Consider the following 16659-nt stretch of genomic DNA (forward strand, 5'->3'; position numbering starts at 1 on the left):
TTAATTTCCTTTCTTACTATCTGCTATCATCTCGGCAAATTCATTGAATAAATATTTACAGTCATGTGGACCTGGTGAGCTCTCTGGGTGATACTGTACTGCAAAAGCAGGTTTATCTTTAAATTTGATACCTTCAACAGTACTATCAAAAAGCGAGCTCATATGAATTTGGATATTATCAGGAACATTGTCATCACAAACCACAAAACCATGGTTTTGGCTAGTGATAAGGACTTTTTTAGTATTAGCATCAAGCACAGGTTGGTTTACACCACGATGACCTTTGTGCATTTTCTTGGTTTTTAAGCCAGCAGCTAGCGCTAATAACTGGTTACCTAAGCAAATACCAAATATTGGCATTTTGGCTTCTAGAAGTTTTTTGATAACTGGTATAGTATAGTCAGAAGTTGCAAACGGATCGCCAGGACCATTTGATAAGAACACGCCATCAGGATTATGCTTCATAATATCTTCATAAGTGCTATCAGCAGGCACTACCGTTACCTTAAAGCCAGCATCAACAAGGTTTCTAAGGATGTTATATTTGACGCCATAATCAATAACTACAACATTATATTTGTAGCTTTGTTGCTGCTTATAGACTTGTTGACCTAGTGAGAAAGTATGCTCATTCCAATCATACTCTCTGTTTGTAGTGACACTGATTGCTAGATCTCTACCGTTAAGGTTAGATTTATTTTTGATACGTGACCTTACATAGTTTGCATCGAGGAATTCACCTGGCTTGACTGATAATATCGCTACTCTTACAGCGCCTTCTTTGCGTACTTTACGCACGATTGCACGCGTATCAACACCGCAGATACCGACGATATTTCTATTTTTGAGCCAAGTATCGATACTTTTTTTAGCTCTAAAATTTGATGGACTGGTAAGATTCTCACGCACGATTAACCCTTTAGCAAATACTCCTAGGGACTCATTATCCTCATTATTAATGCCGACATTACCGATGTGAGGAAATGTAAAAGTGATAATCTGACCGGCATAAGATGGATCTGTTAGTGTCTCTTGATAACCTGTCATTGATGTATTGAAACAAATTTCACCGTCTGTCCAACCACGAACCCCTATTGATCTACCTAGATAGTATGTACCATCTGGGAAAACCAATATTGCATTAGTCATATCGTTAGCTAATATCATAATAAAACAACCTTACTGTGATGTATGAAACTTAAAGAAAAAAGCTGTTTGAAAAAAGTTTTTATCATTACTTTTTTACAAAGTTAATGGGCAAATTGAAAACATTTTAGGGATTTGATTGCCATCTGTAAAGACTATTCTCTTAAGTTTTACATAATTTATATTTTAGTCTAGATTTAAGGCTAATTTTATACTATAATTAATTTTTTACAGCTTAGATTTCTTATTTGGCTTTAATAGTTTTTTTACTCCAACTGTTTTCACTTTTTGTCATTAAAAATGCTAATATAAACGCAATTTAAAAAAACTCGGTTGTTACAAATGAAAAAAATTTGTGCTGCATTTACATTATTGTTAGTTTTGATACCTTTTGGCTACTCTCAAGGTAAGCTTATGTTTGTATCGATGATAACGCGCCACGGTGATAGAGCGCCGCTTGCAAATATCAAAAATTCTGACTATGACTGGGGGGCCGAGCTATCAGAACTAACTCCTATTGGTATGAACCAAGAGTATAATTTAGGTAGTCAGTTAAGAAAAAGATATATAGAGCAATTTGAACTTTTGCCAGAAAATTACCTAGATAATAGTATCTATGTACTATCAAGTAATACAAATAGAACTATAGTAAGTGCACAAAGTTTACTGATGGGGCTTTACCCTCCTGGTACAGGTCCTGTTTTAAAAGATGGTAAAGCGGCAATTAATGGAAGGTTTCAGCCAATACCTGTTATGACGCTACCAGCAGATTCTAGACTTATAAAGTTCCCATATGAGCAGTACCTAGATATTTTAAAAAAATATATCTATAACACTCCAGTGTGGCAAAACAAGACAAAAGAAGTTCAACAAAATTTTAAAAAATGGCAAAAAATATTAGGCAATAAAATAACGGGGTTAAATGATATTGCTACTATAGGTGATGTTTTGATCGTAGCTAAAGCACATGACAAGCCTCTACCAGAAGGTTTATCTCAAGAAGATGCTAATAAAATAATTGATTTAAAAGATTGGGGAATAGTACAGAAATTTAAGTCGCAAAAAGTAGCTTATATTATGGGTGCTCAGCTAACTAATAGAATGATCGAAGATTTAAATAATGCTGCTAGTGGTAAATCTAAATACAAAATGACTTATTATTCTGGCCATGATCTGACACTCTTAGAAGTAATGGGTACTTTAGGAGTGCCGCTAGATAAGGCGCCAGGTTATGCAAGTAATCTACAGATGGAACTATATAAAGATAGTGATGTGTATACAGTTAAGCTTAGATATAATGGTAAGTATGTCAAGCTACCGATAATGGATAAAGATAATAGCTGTACGCTAGATGCCTTAAACAAATATATGCAGCAGATAAATAACAAATTTCAAAAATAACTCTATAAATTCTAAAGTTTAATTAGCCAAATAAACTAAAAAACCACCAGCTGATAGATATTTAAGTTTCCTAAAAACATCTAGATGTTGTAACTATTTTTGTTATACTTTTTGGTGAAAAAGAGTAGGAGGAAGAAAATAAAATGTCAAATCAAAGTTTACTTATTAAGAATGCTACAGTTGTAAATGAAGGCAAAACATTTAAATCAGATGTTTTGATTGAAAATGGTAGAATTGCCCAAGTTGCTGCAAATATCGATAAAGCAGCAGAGCAAATTATAGATGCTACAGGCCTACATCTATTGCCAGGAATGATTGATGATCAAGTGCATTTTAGGGAACCAGGATTAATGCACAAGGGCGATATTGAATCAGAATCACGTGCTGCTGTGATGGGCGGTATCACATCATATATGGAGATGCCAAATGTAAATCCAGCAACTACATTAGTTGAGCGCCTAGATGAGAAAAAACAGCGTGCTGCGGCTAGATCTCATGCAAATTATGCTTTTTATCTCGGTGCGACAAATGATAATGTCGATGAGTTAAAGCGTCTCAAGCCAAATGATGCTTGTGCTATCAAAATCTTTATGGGTGCTTCAACTGGTAATATGCTAGTAAATAACCCTGAAACATTAGAAGGCTTTTTTAGAGATAGTCCATTACTAATCGTAACGCACTGTGAAGATACGCCGATGATTGCAGAAAATGAAAATAAAGTGCGTGAGAAATATGGTGAAAATGTACCCATGGACTTACATCCAGAAATTCGCTCGAGGGAGGCGTGTTTTAAATCATCAGAGTTAGCTGTTTCATTAGCAAAAAAATATAACTCAAGGCTTCATGTTCTGCATCTAACAACGGCTGAAGAGATGGTACATTTTGATAATACTATCCCACTAGAACAGAAGCGTATCACAGCTGAAGTTTGTGCTCATCATTTGTTCTTCTCACGTAAAGATTATGCTGATAAGGGTGCGCGTATCAAATGTAACCCAGCTATCAAAGAAGAAAGCGATCGTTTGAAACTTCTAGAATGTGTCGCAAATGATACTATCGATGTAATTGCTACAGATCATGCGCCACATACATGGCAAGAGAAGCAGGGTAGTTATTTCAATGCCCCAGCTGGTTTACCACTTGTTGAGCAAGCTCTTATCTCTGTATTAGAGCATTATCACAAAGGTTTCTTAACTCTTGAGCAAATAGTCCAAAAAACAGCCCATGCCGCTGCGGTAGTTTATAAAGTAAAAGAGCGTGGTTTTATCCGCGAGGGTTATCATGCTGACTTGGTATTAGTAGATCTTAATAATCCGCATACTGTGACAGATGAGTGTTGTCATTATAAGTGTGGTTGGACTCCCTTTGATGGTTATACATTCCAATCAAAAGTTCAGACAACTATTATTAATGGTGTGGTCAAATATCATCAAGGTAAGATTGTCAGCGATCAAAGAGGACAGTGTTTAGAGTTTGATCATGATTTTTGATAATTTATGTATAGTTTTTTAACGATTATAACTGGTGTAGTTATCTTTATACTATCTCAGTATTTATTAGAACTAATTCTAAAGCATTGTATTGAGATGAAAAAATTATATGCCTTAATAAGTGAGGAAATTTTGAGTAATAGAGCAAAGATTACTAATGGTAATATTGAGGGTACTACTAGAATGAACCTAAAAGCCTTAGGAGCTAAACTATAGCCTACTAGGCATAAAAGTAGTACATTCTGTTATCCTGAACTCGTTTCAGGATCTCAATAAAATCAATACTTATAGTGAGATGCTGAAATAAATTCAGCATGACATTTTTATATGTAGTTAGCTGTAGTGTCAGTTCACACATGCTTATTTTATTTTTAAAGCAAAAGCTAAGGAAGAATCTTTAGCGATAGCACAACAATTAAACCTCATTGCTAGTACTCGAAAAGTTTCAGATAAAAGGTGGTGTATAAATATAAAGGAAGCTTTAAAGGAGTTAGAGAATTATAAAAATATAATAGTAAGTTACCAATCTTGAGAGCATTTCGCTACTTACTAAGTAAGTTTTAGCGACATACTTTTTTCATGGTAACCACACCCCACCGACAAGTCGGTACCCCTCTCAAGAGGGGAATGGTATGCAAAACTGCCTAGCACTACGTTAACTTAGTTTAAAACAAATGGAAAATAAAAAACGCCTGGTTCAAGCTTACAAATATAAATGCATATCCAACTACAAAAACCTTAGAACTATCTAAGTTGCTACCCCCTAAAGGTTTTGATTTTTTGCAAAATATGTTACCCTAACTTATCGTGTTCATACTTATATTTTGAGTTCTAAGATGGTTATTTGATGCAAGAAAGTTATATTAAGAGATGTATTGTAATACTTTTTGCATTATTCTATTTCATTATCCCATTAGGTGCGCTTACTAAGCAAGAAGCTGAAGAGAAATATTTAAAATATAAAAAACTAGCTGAAAAATATAAAAAGATAGCCGAACAGCAGAATGATATAACTCAAAAAGAAGAAGATGGCGTTATTTCTACAGAAAATGGCGTAGAGGATAAAGCTACTCCAGTTCAGACAACTTCAAAGAATAGCAAAGAAGATAAAGAAACAATAAATAATCCTTGGAAAGGCACTTCCATAGGTTTAGGTGGAAGTATTGTAACTGGTAATAGTGCTACTACAAACTTAAATGCTGGAGTAAGTATCATCTACAAGCCAATAGAAAAATGGCAAAGTAGTTTACTATTTAATTATTTATATAGTCATGATGATAATGTTTCTGATACTTCAGGTGTTAGAGTAAATAGAGCACAATTAAGCGCCAATACTTCATGGAACTTTGATAAAATCAACGGTGTATATGGTAGTTTAAATTTCTTGCGTGATGAGTTAGATGTTTTTAGCTATGTTTTGATGGAGTCGTTAGGTTATAAAAGAGTTTTATATAAAAATGACAATATGTCGTTAAATATAACTGCAGGCCCAAGTTTGACCCAAAATAAACTTGCTAGTACGGGTCAGTTCTCTAATGGTATTGGTGCACAATCAGGCTTACAGTATGTATGGAATTTTACAGACAAGTCAAGTTTTAGAGAAGAGTTTATCGTAAACTATTCTTACCAGAATAATAAAGTAAACCCTAACGTTTTTATATACCAAAACAACTCTATATTATCAGCTAATATATATAAAAACTTAAGTCTCCAGCTTCAATTTCAACTGAATGGTACTAATTTAAATACTGCAGGTAAGAAACCAATAACAACAATTACAACTACTGCTTTAACTTATGAAATATAACAATTACTACCTTTCTATGTTAAAAAAATAAGCTGAGATTAAACCATTTTTCTTAAAAGGAGATATTTCATTGCTAACCACGATTAATTGCAGATCTATTTCTTTATAACATTTACAATTTAGAAATACTATAGTTACCATTTAAGTGCTACCTTTAGCTCAAAAAATAGTAAATAAGTACGAGTTTTACCAGATTTATAACCTGTAAGGCTTAATATTGCTGTAAATACTGTATGGGGGGATCCGCAAAAACCTACAGAATATAGATTGCTGCGCTAAAAAATAGAAATACTAGCGAGGGGATTCACAGATATAGAGCGAATAGCTAAGTTTAGAGAATTCTTAAAAAATCATAATAAATATAATGTAGTGAATCAGGTTATACCTTATAAGAAAGAAGGTATAATAGAAATGTGGAAAAAAACTAGTAAAGCAGGATTGAATTTCAATTAATTTATAGGAAAAAACCAGTTTTTTTATAGTTGATAAGCTTATTGATACATTATCTGATAAGCATCAAAGACTAATTTTGGTAAAACTGGAATAACAAGTGCTGAATTTAGATGGTTATATCGAAACCATCATCGAGAAGAGGTTAGAGAAAATTTATATTTTTATAATGAGCTTGGTAGTATTGATTATGATACTATATTTTCTGATCATAGGTGGAGTAATTATAACCCTAAAAGTAAACAATATTAGCCTAATGTTATTGAATTAGTCTGCTATAATTATACAAAACTAAAAATAATATGAGATTTGAGATATGAATAAGTTATTAAAAGTAGCTGGAGTATTTTCGTTAATGGTTGGTTTTTGCTATGCAGGAGTTGATAAACCTCTTGGCCTTTTAGTTGAAAGAGCAGCTTTAATGCAGGGTGTTGGAGTGTGTAAGCATAAACTTAATAGCCCTATCTATGATGCAGCTCAAGAGATTAGAGTTTTACAAAATGCGCAAAATCTAGCAAAAGAAAATCATTTAGAGATGAATTCATTTCTTACTTTTATTCAGCTACAAATGGATTTATCTAAACAGATAGAGGATTACTATTGGAACAATGCAACCCAACAACAGCTTGAGCAACAAAGTTCAGATTGTTTAGCTAACTATCGCGATAAGATTAAAAAAGTTGATGAGCAACTTTATCCAGCGATAAGTAAAAATATTAAAGCAATTAGAGAAGATAAAGAATTAGTTATAAAGCTTAGTGAGCTTGTTAAAAAGCAAAATATTCAAGGTATCCCTCAAGACCCGAATTATTTAGATTTACTAGCAAGTAGTTTGCAAAATATCAAAAAAGCTAAGTAGTTTGTAATATTTGTTTAGGTGTATTTTGCTGCTTACTTCGTAAGCTCTATAGCGATGTACTTTTTTCGTTGCATAAAAAGTACGCAGGAATGCTAGCACTGGCTATCGCTTAGTTGTACTCTGATAGCATCTACACAAAACTCGTCAATTATGAAAAATTGACTAAAACAGTTGTAGCTGCTAATTTATCAGCTTAACAACTGCTAATCGCAAAGGTGCTTTTAATCTTTAAATACTTATTTTAATTTAGAATTGATGCTTTTGAAGCATAAGTATTATTTCATCGTGTACAAACACAACTAAGTTAAAATATAGTTTACTATCACCACAAATTAAACTAATATATAGTTTCAACATCGATTAATTATTTGAGACTCAATGAAAATAATGTTCTCAGCAGATGGTATCTCTAAAGCTGATTTAGAGAAAACTGCTACTGTTTCAAAGTATGTTGACTGTATTAAAATTGGTCATATCTTATGCTCAGCGCTATCATTTAAACAAATTCATGAGCTAGTGGGCGACAAAGATATTTTTCTAGATTTTAAATTTCATGATATTCCAAATACAGTTAAAACAGCGATAGAAAATTATTCAAGAGCTATTCCAAATTTCAAATATTTCACATTTCATGGCACTGCTAGTGATGATATGGTCAAAGCTGCACTTACAGCAGTTACTCAAGCTATACCATTAGCAGTGATTACGCTAAGTAGTGATGCTAATTTTGATAAGACAGATAGTCTAGCAAAATTTAAGAGATGTGTGGATTTAGGTGTGGAAAACTTTATATGTCATCCACATTTAGTTGCGGATGTGCGAGCTAAGTTTGGGGATAAAATCAAGCTATATGTCCCAGGTGTAAGGCTTGAGAGCGATCTTAGTGATGATCATTTTAATGCACTAACACCCAAAAAAGCCAAAGAGCTTGGCGTTGACTATATTATTGTAGGCAGACCGCTATTGCGCGCTGATAATATCGTTGAGAAGTTAAAAGAGTTTGAGTGCTAAAAATGCAAAATAAAAACCTTAAAAAAATCATAATTTCACCACCATTTGGCAAGTATCTTAAATTCAAAGAAACTTCAAATGTTTATGGCTCTTTTACTGTAAATAGACGTTGGGGACTTATCAAGCAAGCAATTAAAACCATTCGTAAAATAGATAAAAATGCGTGGCGTAATAAGATTGGTTTGCGTAACCCAGGTCTTGCAAATGCAAAGCCACCAAAAAGAGCTCAAGATATAATATCGCTAGCAGCATTAGAAATAGCAGACTGGCATAGCTTTGCAGAAACTCTAAAATTAGCAAAATTTGCTAATCATAAAAATATTGAGATAAATATTGGTTGTCCTAACGCAAGTATTGTCGATTTTCCAGCTGAATTAGCGCCAATATTTGCTGGTAGAAATATCATTATCAAAATGCCGCCAACTATAGATCATAATACTAAGATAAGAGAGTATCTTGCTGTAGGCATCACAACTTTTCATTTATGTAATACTATTCCGACAGCTAAGGGTGGCATTTCGGGCTATCCACTGCATGAATACAGCCTACCAGCTATCAAAAAAGCTAGACAGGAGTTCGGTGACAGTATCACTATAATTGGTGGTGGAGGAATCTACACCTTAGACGATGCTAAGAAATATATCGAAGCTGGTGCAGATCATTTATCACTAAGTTCGATAATGTTTAATCCTATTAGGGGTATAAAGCTAGTTAAAGAGATTAATAGCCTCCCTTTTTAAGTAACAACCTATCGCTATCTTTATAAGCTTGTTCAGCAAAACTACCCATCCATTCTTTTACCGCTTTGAAATTTTCGATAAAGGTTTGTTTATCACTTTGAGAGACTTTTTCAGCATTAGAGTTTACAAACTCAGCAAATTCAGCGATAGTTTGTTGTCTTTGTTTATCTGACATAATAATATCAGCATATAAGCCAGGGCCTTGACTAAAAAGCCTACCTACAATATTTAGCTCCATTTTATAAACAGGGCTAGCAAGTTTTAGCATTTTGTGGATATCAATATTTTTATGCTTGAGAAACATTCCTAAACAATAAACACTAAAATGCTCGATACCTTGGATAAAAGTCATTGCCTCATCATGCTCTTCGGCAGTCATTTTTTCGATACTAAAACCAATCCTAGCTAAATCATCAATAAAATATTGATATTTATCTTGCTGTTTACCATCACAGACTACAATCACTTGATTTTCAGGTGAGCTAATAGTTGGCCCAAATATAGGGTGTAGACCAACAACCGGACCGTTATAATTAGCTAGCATAGACTCCAAAGGTTCTTTTTTGATACTAGTATAATCAGCTAATATTGTTCCTTGTGAAAGATAGGGTATAGTTTTTTTGATAATCTCTGCTGTTAAATATATCGGTACAGATAGTATTACAATGTCTTGATTAAACAGTTTTTGTTGTGGATTTTGCCAATCACTTTCATCAAAAATAGTCAGTTTGTATTCGGGCAAAAATTTACTAAAAATATTCTGAGTCATCTGACCCATTTCACCATTACCACCAATTATACAAATTTTCTTTTGCATTTTTTACACCTTAAAACTAAAAGTTACAGGACCATCGTTGGTTAATGATACTTTCATATCTGCGCCAAATATTCCTGTTTGAACTTTGTTATATTTGTTTCTAAAGATATTTTCAAATTCTTTAAACTTTTGTTTAGCTATTTCTGGAGGACAACCACTACTAAAACTTGGTCTGTTACCTTTAGTGGTATTAGCTGCTAAAGTAAACTGCGGAACTAAGATAATTCCACCACTAATATCTTGTAGTGATAAGTTCATCTTGCCAGCATCATCTTCAAATATACGATATTTAAGAATCTTATCCGCCATTTTCTCAAAAATTTGATGAGTATCGTCTTTCTCAACACATACTAGCACTAAGATACCCGTAGCTATATCGGCAACTTTTTGCTGATTTACTACTACATTCGCACAACTAACTCTTTGAATAATACTAAGCATGTTATTTTTAGAAAACTTATAAATGTTTTTAGATTGTACCAAAAAAATAAGCTATAAGTATAAGACTTATAGGAGTGATTAATAATTAATTTGAGTTAAATAGCAGTTATAGTGTAAAGTTCTTTAAAAGAGCTTTGTTTCTTAACCCTTAACCAACTAAAATTATTGTTAAATCACTTATAAAAATGAAAAAATTACTCAAAATAGTTTGTTAGATAAAAAAGTCCGTAACTTCAGTCAATATATGGGAAATTATAATGTATTATATATTTACCAAAGAAGTTTTTTAAAGGGAAATAGTAATGAGTAAGGCTTATGACTTTACATTTGGTTTAAATTTTGCTTCTTTTAATGAATCTAATTCAAGCACAATATATAGAACGATAAGCTTAGACGATGAGGAAGAAAATATTGATGTATTTGACTACCAATATAAAGGTTTGTTTCAAGATAACCCCTATATTTCGCACATAGATATGTCAAGTAGTAAAGCCGAACCTCTTTTAGAATTTTTTCATGATAAGTTAGATAAGTCTAATAGTGTTCCTATTATAAATCTAACTTTTAATCCTAAGAATTCTAGGGGTTTTACATCTAAATATTTAGATAAAGTAAAGGAAGAGTTAGAAACAAATCTTAATAAATTTGTTAAGATACTTATATCAGGGCATGGAAAGTTTATTAATGCTATAGGAACAGGAAATGAAAACTTAAATGAAGGTTATGTGGTAATAGAAGAAATTATTGATATCATAAAGTATTTGATGAAAGGATGTAAGGAAAAAATAACTTATTTAAAAATATATTTAGTATCATGTAGAGCTAATCAAGTTGGAACACCTAAATATTTATATGATAAGATGCTAGAATTATCTTTGCCATTTCCTTTCTGTGTTGTTGGATATGATAATGATGTTGGTATGTGTAAAGTACTAAACACTAAACATGATGAAAATATACAAAAATTTTCTACCTTTTATGATAATGAGTTTGAAGGGAGGAAAATTTATCGCAACGATTTTAAATTGCAAATTCAAAAAGTAATAAGCTTGTATGCACAAAAACTTCCATTTCTATTGAAAATGTATGACGAAGCTATGGCTTCCCAAAGCCAAAGGGTTACATTTAGAACCATTAATATTCTATGTTCAAAAATAATTGACACTATTGAGTATTGTGAAAATTATGAAAAGTATATGGGAGCAGATCAAGATAAACTTAAGTACTATTCATCACTGAACATAATCCCAAAAACGAAATATTATCTAAGTTCAGAAGAAATTAAATTATCCAAGGAATTGATATAATGCTTTAATAACTTTAAAAGATGGTTTATCAGAACAAGCAAATAATCATTATAAAAATAAATCTGAACAACATTTCAAACCAACACCGCTTATGAAAAATAGATCTGGATACTGGTTTTAAAGAAGATGAATAAAGAAAGTTGAGAGTGTAAAACCATAGTTTATTTTTAAAAGTTTATTATATGTTTAATATAGACCTTGTTTTTTTATAGCAATGATTATTTGTAAACACTATAACTGCCAAGAAATTCATAGAAATGGAATAATAAGAAACAAACAAAGGTATAAATGCAAATCATGTAGCTATAATTTTGTTCTTAATGAAGGATGAAACAATCCAGAAACAGCGATAAAGCGGGCATTCACAGTTATAATACTCTTTAGGAAAATGTTGTTATGGCTTTATAGCCAAATTATTTGGAGTAAGTAGAATGACTATACAGAATTAGCTAGAATAAGAGGCAGATATCTCATTTTTAACAGTGATATGAAAACAACCATCATCAAGTATTTGTATAAGCATTTGCTAAAAACACAAGGGGAATAACCAAAGTTTATATGACTAAATAATTAGTGTCAATTTGTAATTAATAAAATGCCAATATCATTTAAATACTCTTTAGATTTTGTCCCAGATGATATAAATTAGTTCTATTAGTTTACTAAAGAGAGTTAATTTTGATAAGAAATTTAAAAGTAAGACAATTTTCAGTATTGTGGTTCATAGAGTTGTGGGAGAGGTATGCTTTTTACAGCTTCCAAGCACTTTTTATGCTTTTTATAACAGCTAGTCATATTAGTGAAGCACAAGGTTATTTGATATTTGGCATATTTGCATCATTAATCTATATTACGCCAACTATAGGTGGATACTTATCTGATAAGATAATTGGCATTAGCAACGCTTTAGTTATCGGCGCAATATTTCTACTATTTGGGTATCTTATCTTAGCGATGTCTTCTAACCTAAATAATGTCAGCTGGGCATTGTCTTTGATTATAGTTTTGGTAATGGGCTATTTAAACCTGCACCAACCTCTTTGATTTCAAGGATTTTTAACGATAATCCTGCACAATCACATTCAGCTTTTACGCTGTATTATATGGGTGTAAATATTGGTAGTTTTCTCGCAATTGCATTTACGCCAATTATCGCTAAATATGCTAATTATTCGTACGCTTTTATAATCTGTGTTATTGGTATGATTTTAGCTTTATCAAATTATGCTTGGCGTGCAAGAATTCTTAGAGATTTAGAGAGTGATGCTATACCAATCAACATAAAGACTAAAGGTTTAATTTTTGTAATCTGCCTAGCACAAGTTTTGATCTGTTATGGCTTATTTCAGATTACGGATATATCTTTGTATTTGATTATAGCTGTTTGTCTATTAACTTTTGTCTATATGCTTAATGATGCAAAAAATACCGCAAATTTAAAAGAAAAAATTCTCCAGATAGTCGGTGTGGTTTTGGTTGTTGAGGCAATTATTTACTTTATTGTTTATAGTCAGATGTTCTCTACGTTAGTGCTATTTGCAAAACATAACGTTGAACTTGATTTAATTGGCTTTAGTGTTTCTCCAGCAACTTATGCGGCATTAGATTCTTTTTGGCTAATTATACTAAGCCCAATATTAGCTATTTTATATAAAAGAAGTATTAGTCATTTATCGATACCATATAAGTATGCTATTGGCACTATAATCGCAGGGATAGCCCCATTGAGTTTATATGTGGTGATAAAGTTTACTCAAATAAATGGCTTTGTTAATGGTAATTGGATGATTGTGTATTTCTTTTTTGGCGCATTCGCAGAATTGTTGGTTGCTGCATTAGGTTTTTCGTTGATAGCTATTTATTTTAGAAAAGAAATCATAACCTTTGGTATGGGTTTTTTCATGCTTGCGGTTGCCCTAGGAGGCGCTTTGTCAGGTAAGTTAGGACAACTTGTCGCAATACCTGATGGTAAAATTGCGCCAGCCGTAAGTTTAGCAATTTATCAAAATTATTTCTTATGGCTAGGAGTAATCACAATTATCTTAGGTATTATATATGCTCTAATAGCTAGGATAATAACTAAATTAGCTAAGAAGTATGATATTTTTTTAGGATAGGAGCAAGCTTTATAATCTTTTTATAATCTCATCAGTAAACTCTCTAGTAGAAGCTAGCTTAGTTCCTTGTGTATATATATCTTGAGTCCTAAAGTTATCTTCAAGAGTTAGATTAATGGCGTTAGCAATATCTTGTGCTTCTGGTACTAATCCAAATGAATAAGAAAGCATTAATGATGCGGATAATATTTGAGCAATTGGATTTGCCTTGCCTTGTCCTTTGATATCATATGCAGAACCACCAGAAGGTTCATAAAGACCAAAACCCTCCTTATTCAAGCTTACTGATGGAACTAAACCAATTGAACCAGGTAATACCGACGCCAGATCTGAAAGGATATCACCAAATAAATTTGCTGTAACCATTACATCAAATTGACTTGGGTTTAGTACCATTTGCATAGCGCAGTTATCGACATACATATGATTTAATGTAACACTTGGATAATCTTTGGCTACTTCATTGACAATATTTCTCCATAGCCTAGAAGTGTCTAATACATTTGCTTTATCTACAGATGTTAGTCTGTTTGAGCGTTGCGTAGCCCTTTCAAATGCTTTTATAACGATGTTTCTAATAGTGTTTTCATCATACTCAGCAACATCTGTAGCATGTCTGATTCCATTATCATCTGTAAAAGTTCTATGCTCACCAAAATAAATATCTTTTGATAATTCTCTAAAGATTTCAATATCAGCACCATTAGCTATACGACTATCTTTTAAAGGACAAGAATTTTTTAAAGATGGAAATATTTGACTAGGACGGATATTTATATTAAAACCAAAATGTTTTCTAAGAGCTAAAATACTATTAGCTTCACAACATTGCCATTTCTCTTCATTTTGAGCTTCAACAGGTCCACCGACAGAGCCAAAAAGTATCGCATCTGAGTTTTTGCATATTTCTAAAGTTTCTTGTGGGCAGTGACTTTTATATTTATCATATGCAGCGCCACCTACTAGAGCTTCAATAAAATTAAATTTATGTTTATACTTTTTAGCAATAGCATCAAGAACTTTGATTGCTGACTCCATTACTTCAGGACCAATGCCATCACCCGCTAATATAGCAATATTTTTTTCCATTCTAGCCTCTTTGTGATTGTTCAAATTGTTTGATTATATCTAAATGCTCAATAAGATAAGTCATATCATCAAGTCCCCGAATAAGGCAGTTTTTACGAAAAGGATCATAATTAAAGCAATAAGTATTACCATCAGCAGTAACTGTTTGCTCTTGTAAGTCAACAGTCATACTAAATTTTGGATCCTCTGCTAGATCACATAAGTTTTTAATAATATTTTTATCTAAAGAGATTAGTAATAAGCCATTTTTAGCAGCGTTATTGAAAAATATATCAGAGAAAGATGGTGCAATTATAACTTTGATGCCCGCTTGAGTTAGAGCCCAAACGGCATGTTCTCTAGATGAACCACAACCAAAATTATCTCCAGCAATTAGTATTTGCGAGCTAGAATAATCAGGATTATTAAAAATAAAGTTTTTATCCTTTTCTTTTAGACGATAAAATAAATTTTTACCGTAGCCATCCTTTGTCGTTTGAGTCAAAAATTCAGCAGGAATAATCATGTCCGTATCAATATCACTTAACCACAAAGGAATTGCGTTAGAAGTTAGTTTTTTAAAAGCTTGCATTTGTTATAGCTCCTTATCTAATTTATCAACACTACAGATTTTGCCCATCACAGCACTCGCAGCAACAGTTTGTGGTGATGCAAGATGGGTTATACTTCCTTTACCTTGACGACCGATAAAGTTCCTATTTGATGTGCTAATACATCTTTGTCCTTCTGGAACCTTATCATCATTCATTGCTAAACACATAGAGCAGCCAGGCATTCTAAACTCAGCACCAGCATCTTCAAAAATCTTATCTAAACCTTCTGATATCGCGATATTTCTGACTTGTTCAGAGCCAGGTACTATATACATTGTGACATTTTTAGCAACTTTTCTTCCTTTTAGAACTTCAGCTACCGCACGCATATCTTCTATACGACCGTTAGTACAGCTGCCAACAAATGCCCACTGTATTTCTTTACCAAGTATATTTTCATTAGCATTAAACTTAGTGTAGTCATAGGCTTGTTGAGCTAATTTATGTTGGTGAGTAGGTATATCTTTAAGGCTAGGTATTTTAGCTGATATATTGATAGCATGTTGAGGATTAATTCCCCAAGTAACCATTGGTTCAAGTCCTTGTATATCAACTTTGATAGTTTTGTCATAGTGAGCATTTTCATCACTTATAAAGCTATTCCAATGCTCTATAGCTTTAGCGAAATCAGCATCTTGAGGTGCATATTTTTTACCTTTTAGGTAGCTAAAAGTTTTCTCATCTGGAGAAACTAGACCAGCTCTTGCGCCACACTCTATTGACATATTACATAGCGTCATACGCTCTTCCATAGACATATCTTTGATCACTTGACCAACATACTCGATGACATAGCCACCTGCACCACCAATACCAATATTGGCGATTAGCTTCATGATGATATCTTTAGCTGTTGCTGACTTTGAAGGTTTACCAACAAACTCTACTTTCATTGTTTTCGGCCTATATTGTAGAATACAGTTTGTAGCAAGCACATGGCCAACTTCTGATGTTCCTACACCAAATGCCAAAGCACCAAAAGCTCCATGAGTTGAAGTATGAGAGTCTCCACATACAAGAGTAGTACCAGGTAGTGTGAAACCAAGCTCTGGACCTATTACATGTACAATCCCTTGATGTTGGCTTTCAAAGTCATAAAAATCAATTTCAAACTCTTTAACATTACTACGTAGCTTCTCAACTTGAGCTTGAGCAACTTTATCTTTCATCTCCAAACGGTTGATCGGTGATGTTGAGATACTATGATCAACAGTAGCAATGATTGATTTAGGATTATTTATCGGAATATTTAGCTCTCTAATTCTATCAAAAGCTTGCGCTGAAGTTACTTCATGCATTAGCATTCTATCTATATATAAAATATCTGGAAAATCAGATATTTGTTTTACAACATGAGCATCCCAGATTTTATCAATAATGTTTTTTGCCAT

At 32.7% G+C, this 16659-nt stretch carries 17 protein-coding genes; 11 read left to right on the forward strand and 6 right to left on the reverse strand.

What is annotated here, in order from left to right:
* Positions 1-1167 (reverse strand): glutamine-hydrolyzing carbamoyl-phosphate synthase small subunit, encoded by a 1167-nt coding sequence (gene carA, locus CGC45_RS00060; protein WP_071628391.1) that lies wholly within the window; start codon positions 1165-1167, stop codon positions 1-3.
* A 321-nt stretch (positions 1168-1488) separates the two neighbouring features.
* On the opposite strand from carA, the gene CGC45_RS00065 reads away from it, so the two are divergent.
* From CGC45_RS00065 to CGC45_RS00095, 7 genes are all read left to right on the forward strand, one after another.
* Positions 1489-2547, forward strand: a complete 1059-nt coding sequence (locus tag CGC45_RS00065) for a histidine phosphatase family protein (protein ID WP_071628392.1) — start codon at positions 1489-1491, stop codon at positions 2545-2547.
* Between the two features lie 143 nt (positions 2548-2690).
* Positions 2691-4037 carry a dihydroorotase gene (locus CGC45_RS00070; protein WP_071628393.1) on the forward strand — a complete coding sequence of 449 codons (1347 nt, stop codon included), beginning with the start codon at positions 2691-2693 and terminating at the stop codon, positions 4035-4037.
* A 6-nt stretch (positions 4038-4043) separates the two neighbouring features.
* Positions 4044-4253, forward strand: coding sequence for a hypothetical protein (locus tag CGC45_RS00075; protein WP_071628394.1), 210 nt, complete (start codon positions 4044-4046; stop codon positions 4251-4253).
* Positions 4254-4884: 631 nt separating this feature from the next.
* Positions 4885-5844 carry a DUF481 domain-containing protein gene (locus CGC45_RS00080; protein WP_071628395.1) on the forward strand — a complete coding sequence of 320 codons (960 nt, stop codon included), beginning with the start codon at positions 4885-4887 and terminating at the stop codon, positions 5842-5844.
* Positions 5845-6610: 766 nt separating this feature from the next.
* On the forward strand, positions 6611-7153 hold the full coding sequence (locus CGC45_RS00085; RefSeq protein ID WP_071628396.1) for a chorismate mutase: 543 nt from the start codon (positions 6611-6613) through the stop codon (positions 7151-7153).
* A 378-nt stretch (positions 7154-7531) separates the two neighbouring features.
* A complete protein-coding gene (gene pyrF / locus CGC45_RS00090) occupies positions 7532-8164 on the forward strand; it encodes an orotidine-5'-phosphate decarboxylase (RefSeq protein ID WP_174683405.1) in 633 nt (210 codons plus the stop codon).
* Between the two features lie 2 nt (positions 8165-8166).
* On the forward strand, positions 8167-8904 hold the full coding sequence (locus CGC45_RS00095; protein WP_071628397.1) for a diguanylate cyclase: 738 nt from the start codon (positions 8167-8169) through the stop codon (positions 8902-8904).
* On the opposite strand, the gene tyrA is transcribed toward CGC45_RS00095, so the two are convergent.
* Both tyrA and dtd read right to left on the reverse strand, forming a co-directional pair.
* On the reverse strand, positions 8885-9721 hold the full coding sequence (tyrA, locus tag CGC45_RS00100; RefSeq protein WP_071628398.1) for a bifunctional chorismate mutase/prephenate dehydrogenase: 837 nt from the start codon (positions 9719-9721) through the stop codon (positions 8885-8887). The genes CGC45_RS00095 and tyrA overlap by 20 nt on opposite strands.
* A gap of 3 nt (positions 9722-9724) precedes the next feature.
* Positions 9725-10162, reverse strand: a complete 438-nt coding sequence (gene dtd / locus CGC45_RS00105; RefSeq protein ID WP_071628399.1) for a D-aminoacyl-tRNA deacylase — start codon at positions 10160-10162, stop codon at positions 9725-9727.
* Between the two features lie 302 nt (positions 10163-10464).
* Here dtd and CGC45_RS00110 point away from each other — a divergent pair, with 302 nt between their 5' ends.
* From CGC45_RS00110 to CGC45_RS00115, 4 genes are all read left to right on the forward strand, one after another.
* Complete coding sequence (locus CGC45_RS00110; protein WP_071628400.1) at positions 10465-11469, forward strand: hypothetical protein; 1005 nt, start codon at positions 10465-10467, stop codon at positions 11467-11469.
* Between the two features lie 214 nt (positions 11470-11683).
* The gene (locus tag CGC45_RS09560) at positions 11684-11800 is read left to right on the forward strand and encodes an IS1/IS1595 family N-terminal zinc-binding domain-containing protein (protein WP_420841497.1); all 117 of its coding nucleotides are present in this window, start codon (positions 11684-11686) and stop codon (positions 11798-11800) included.
* Positions 11801-12147: 347 nt separating this feature from the next.
* Complete coding sequence (locus CGC45_RS09240; protein ID WP_240308760.1) at positions 12148-12513, forward strand: MFS transporter; 366 nt, start codon at positions 12148-12150, stop codon at positions 12511-12513.
* Positions 12510-13586 (forward strand): oligopeptide:H+ symporter, encoded by a 1077-nt coding sequence (locus tag CGC45_RS00115; protein WP_232310099.1) that lies wholly within the window; start codon positions 12510-12512, stop codon positions 13584-13586. The genes CGC45_RS09240 and CGC45_RS00115 overlap by 4 nt, the downstream gene beginning before the upstream one ends.
* A gap of 9 nt (positions 13587-13595) precedes the next feature.
* Here the strand turns inward: CGC45_RS00115 and leuB are convergent, their stop codons facing one another.
* Genes leuB through leuC form a run of 3 tightly spaced genes read right to left on the reverse strand, consistent with a single transcriptional unit; the run spans position 13596 to position 16659 of the window.
* Positions 13596-14675 (reverse strand): 3-isopropylmalate dehydrogenase, encoded by a 1080-nt coding sequence (gene leuB / locus CGC45_RS00120; RefSeq protein WP_071628401.1) that lies wholly within the window; start codon positions 14673-14675, stop codon positions 13596-13598.
* A gap of 1 nt (position 14676) precedes the next feature.
* Positions 14677-15246, reverse strand: coding sequence for a 3-isopropylmalate dehydratase small subunit (leuD, locus tag CGC45_RS00125; protein WP_071628402.1), 570 nt, complete (start codon positions 15244-15246; stop codon positions 14677-14679).
* 3 nt (positions 15247-15249) lie between these two features.
* Positions 15250-16659, reverse strand: a complete 1410-nt coding sequence (leuC, locus tag CGC45_RS00130; RefSeq protein WP_071628403.1) for a 3-isopropylmalate dehydratase large subunit — start codon at positions 16657-16659, stop codon at positions 15250-15252.

The organism is Francisella opportunistica (assembly GCF_003347135.1).
In the GTDB taxonomy this organism is placed as follows: domain Bacteria; phylum Pseudomonadota; class Gammaproteobacteria; order Francisellales; family Francisellaceae; genus Francisella; species Francisella opportunistica.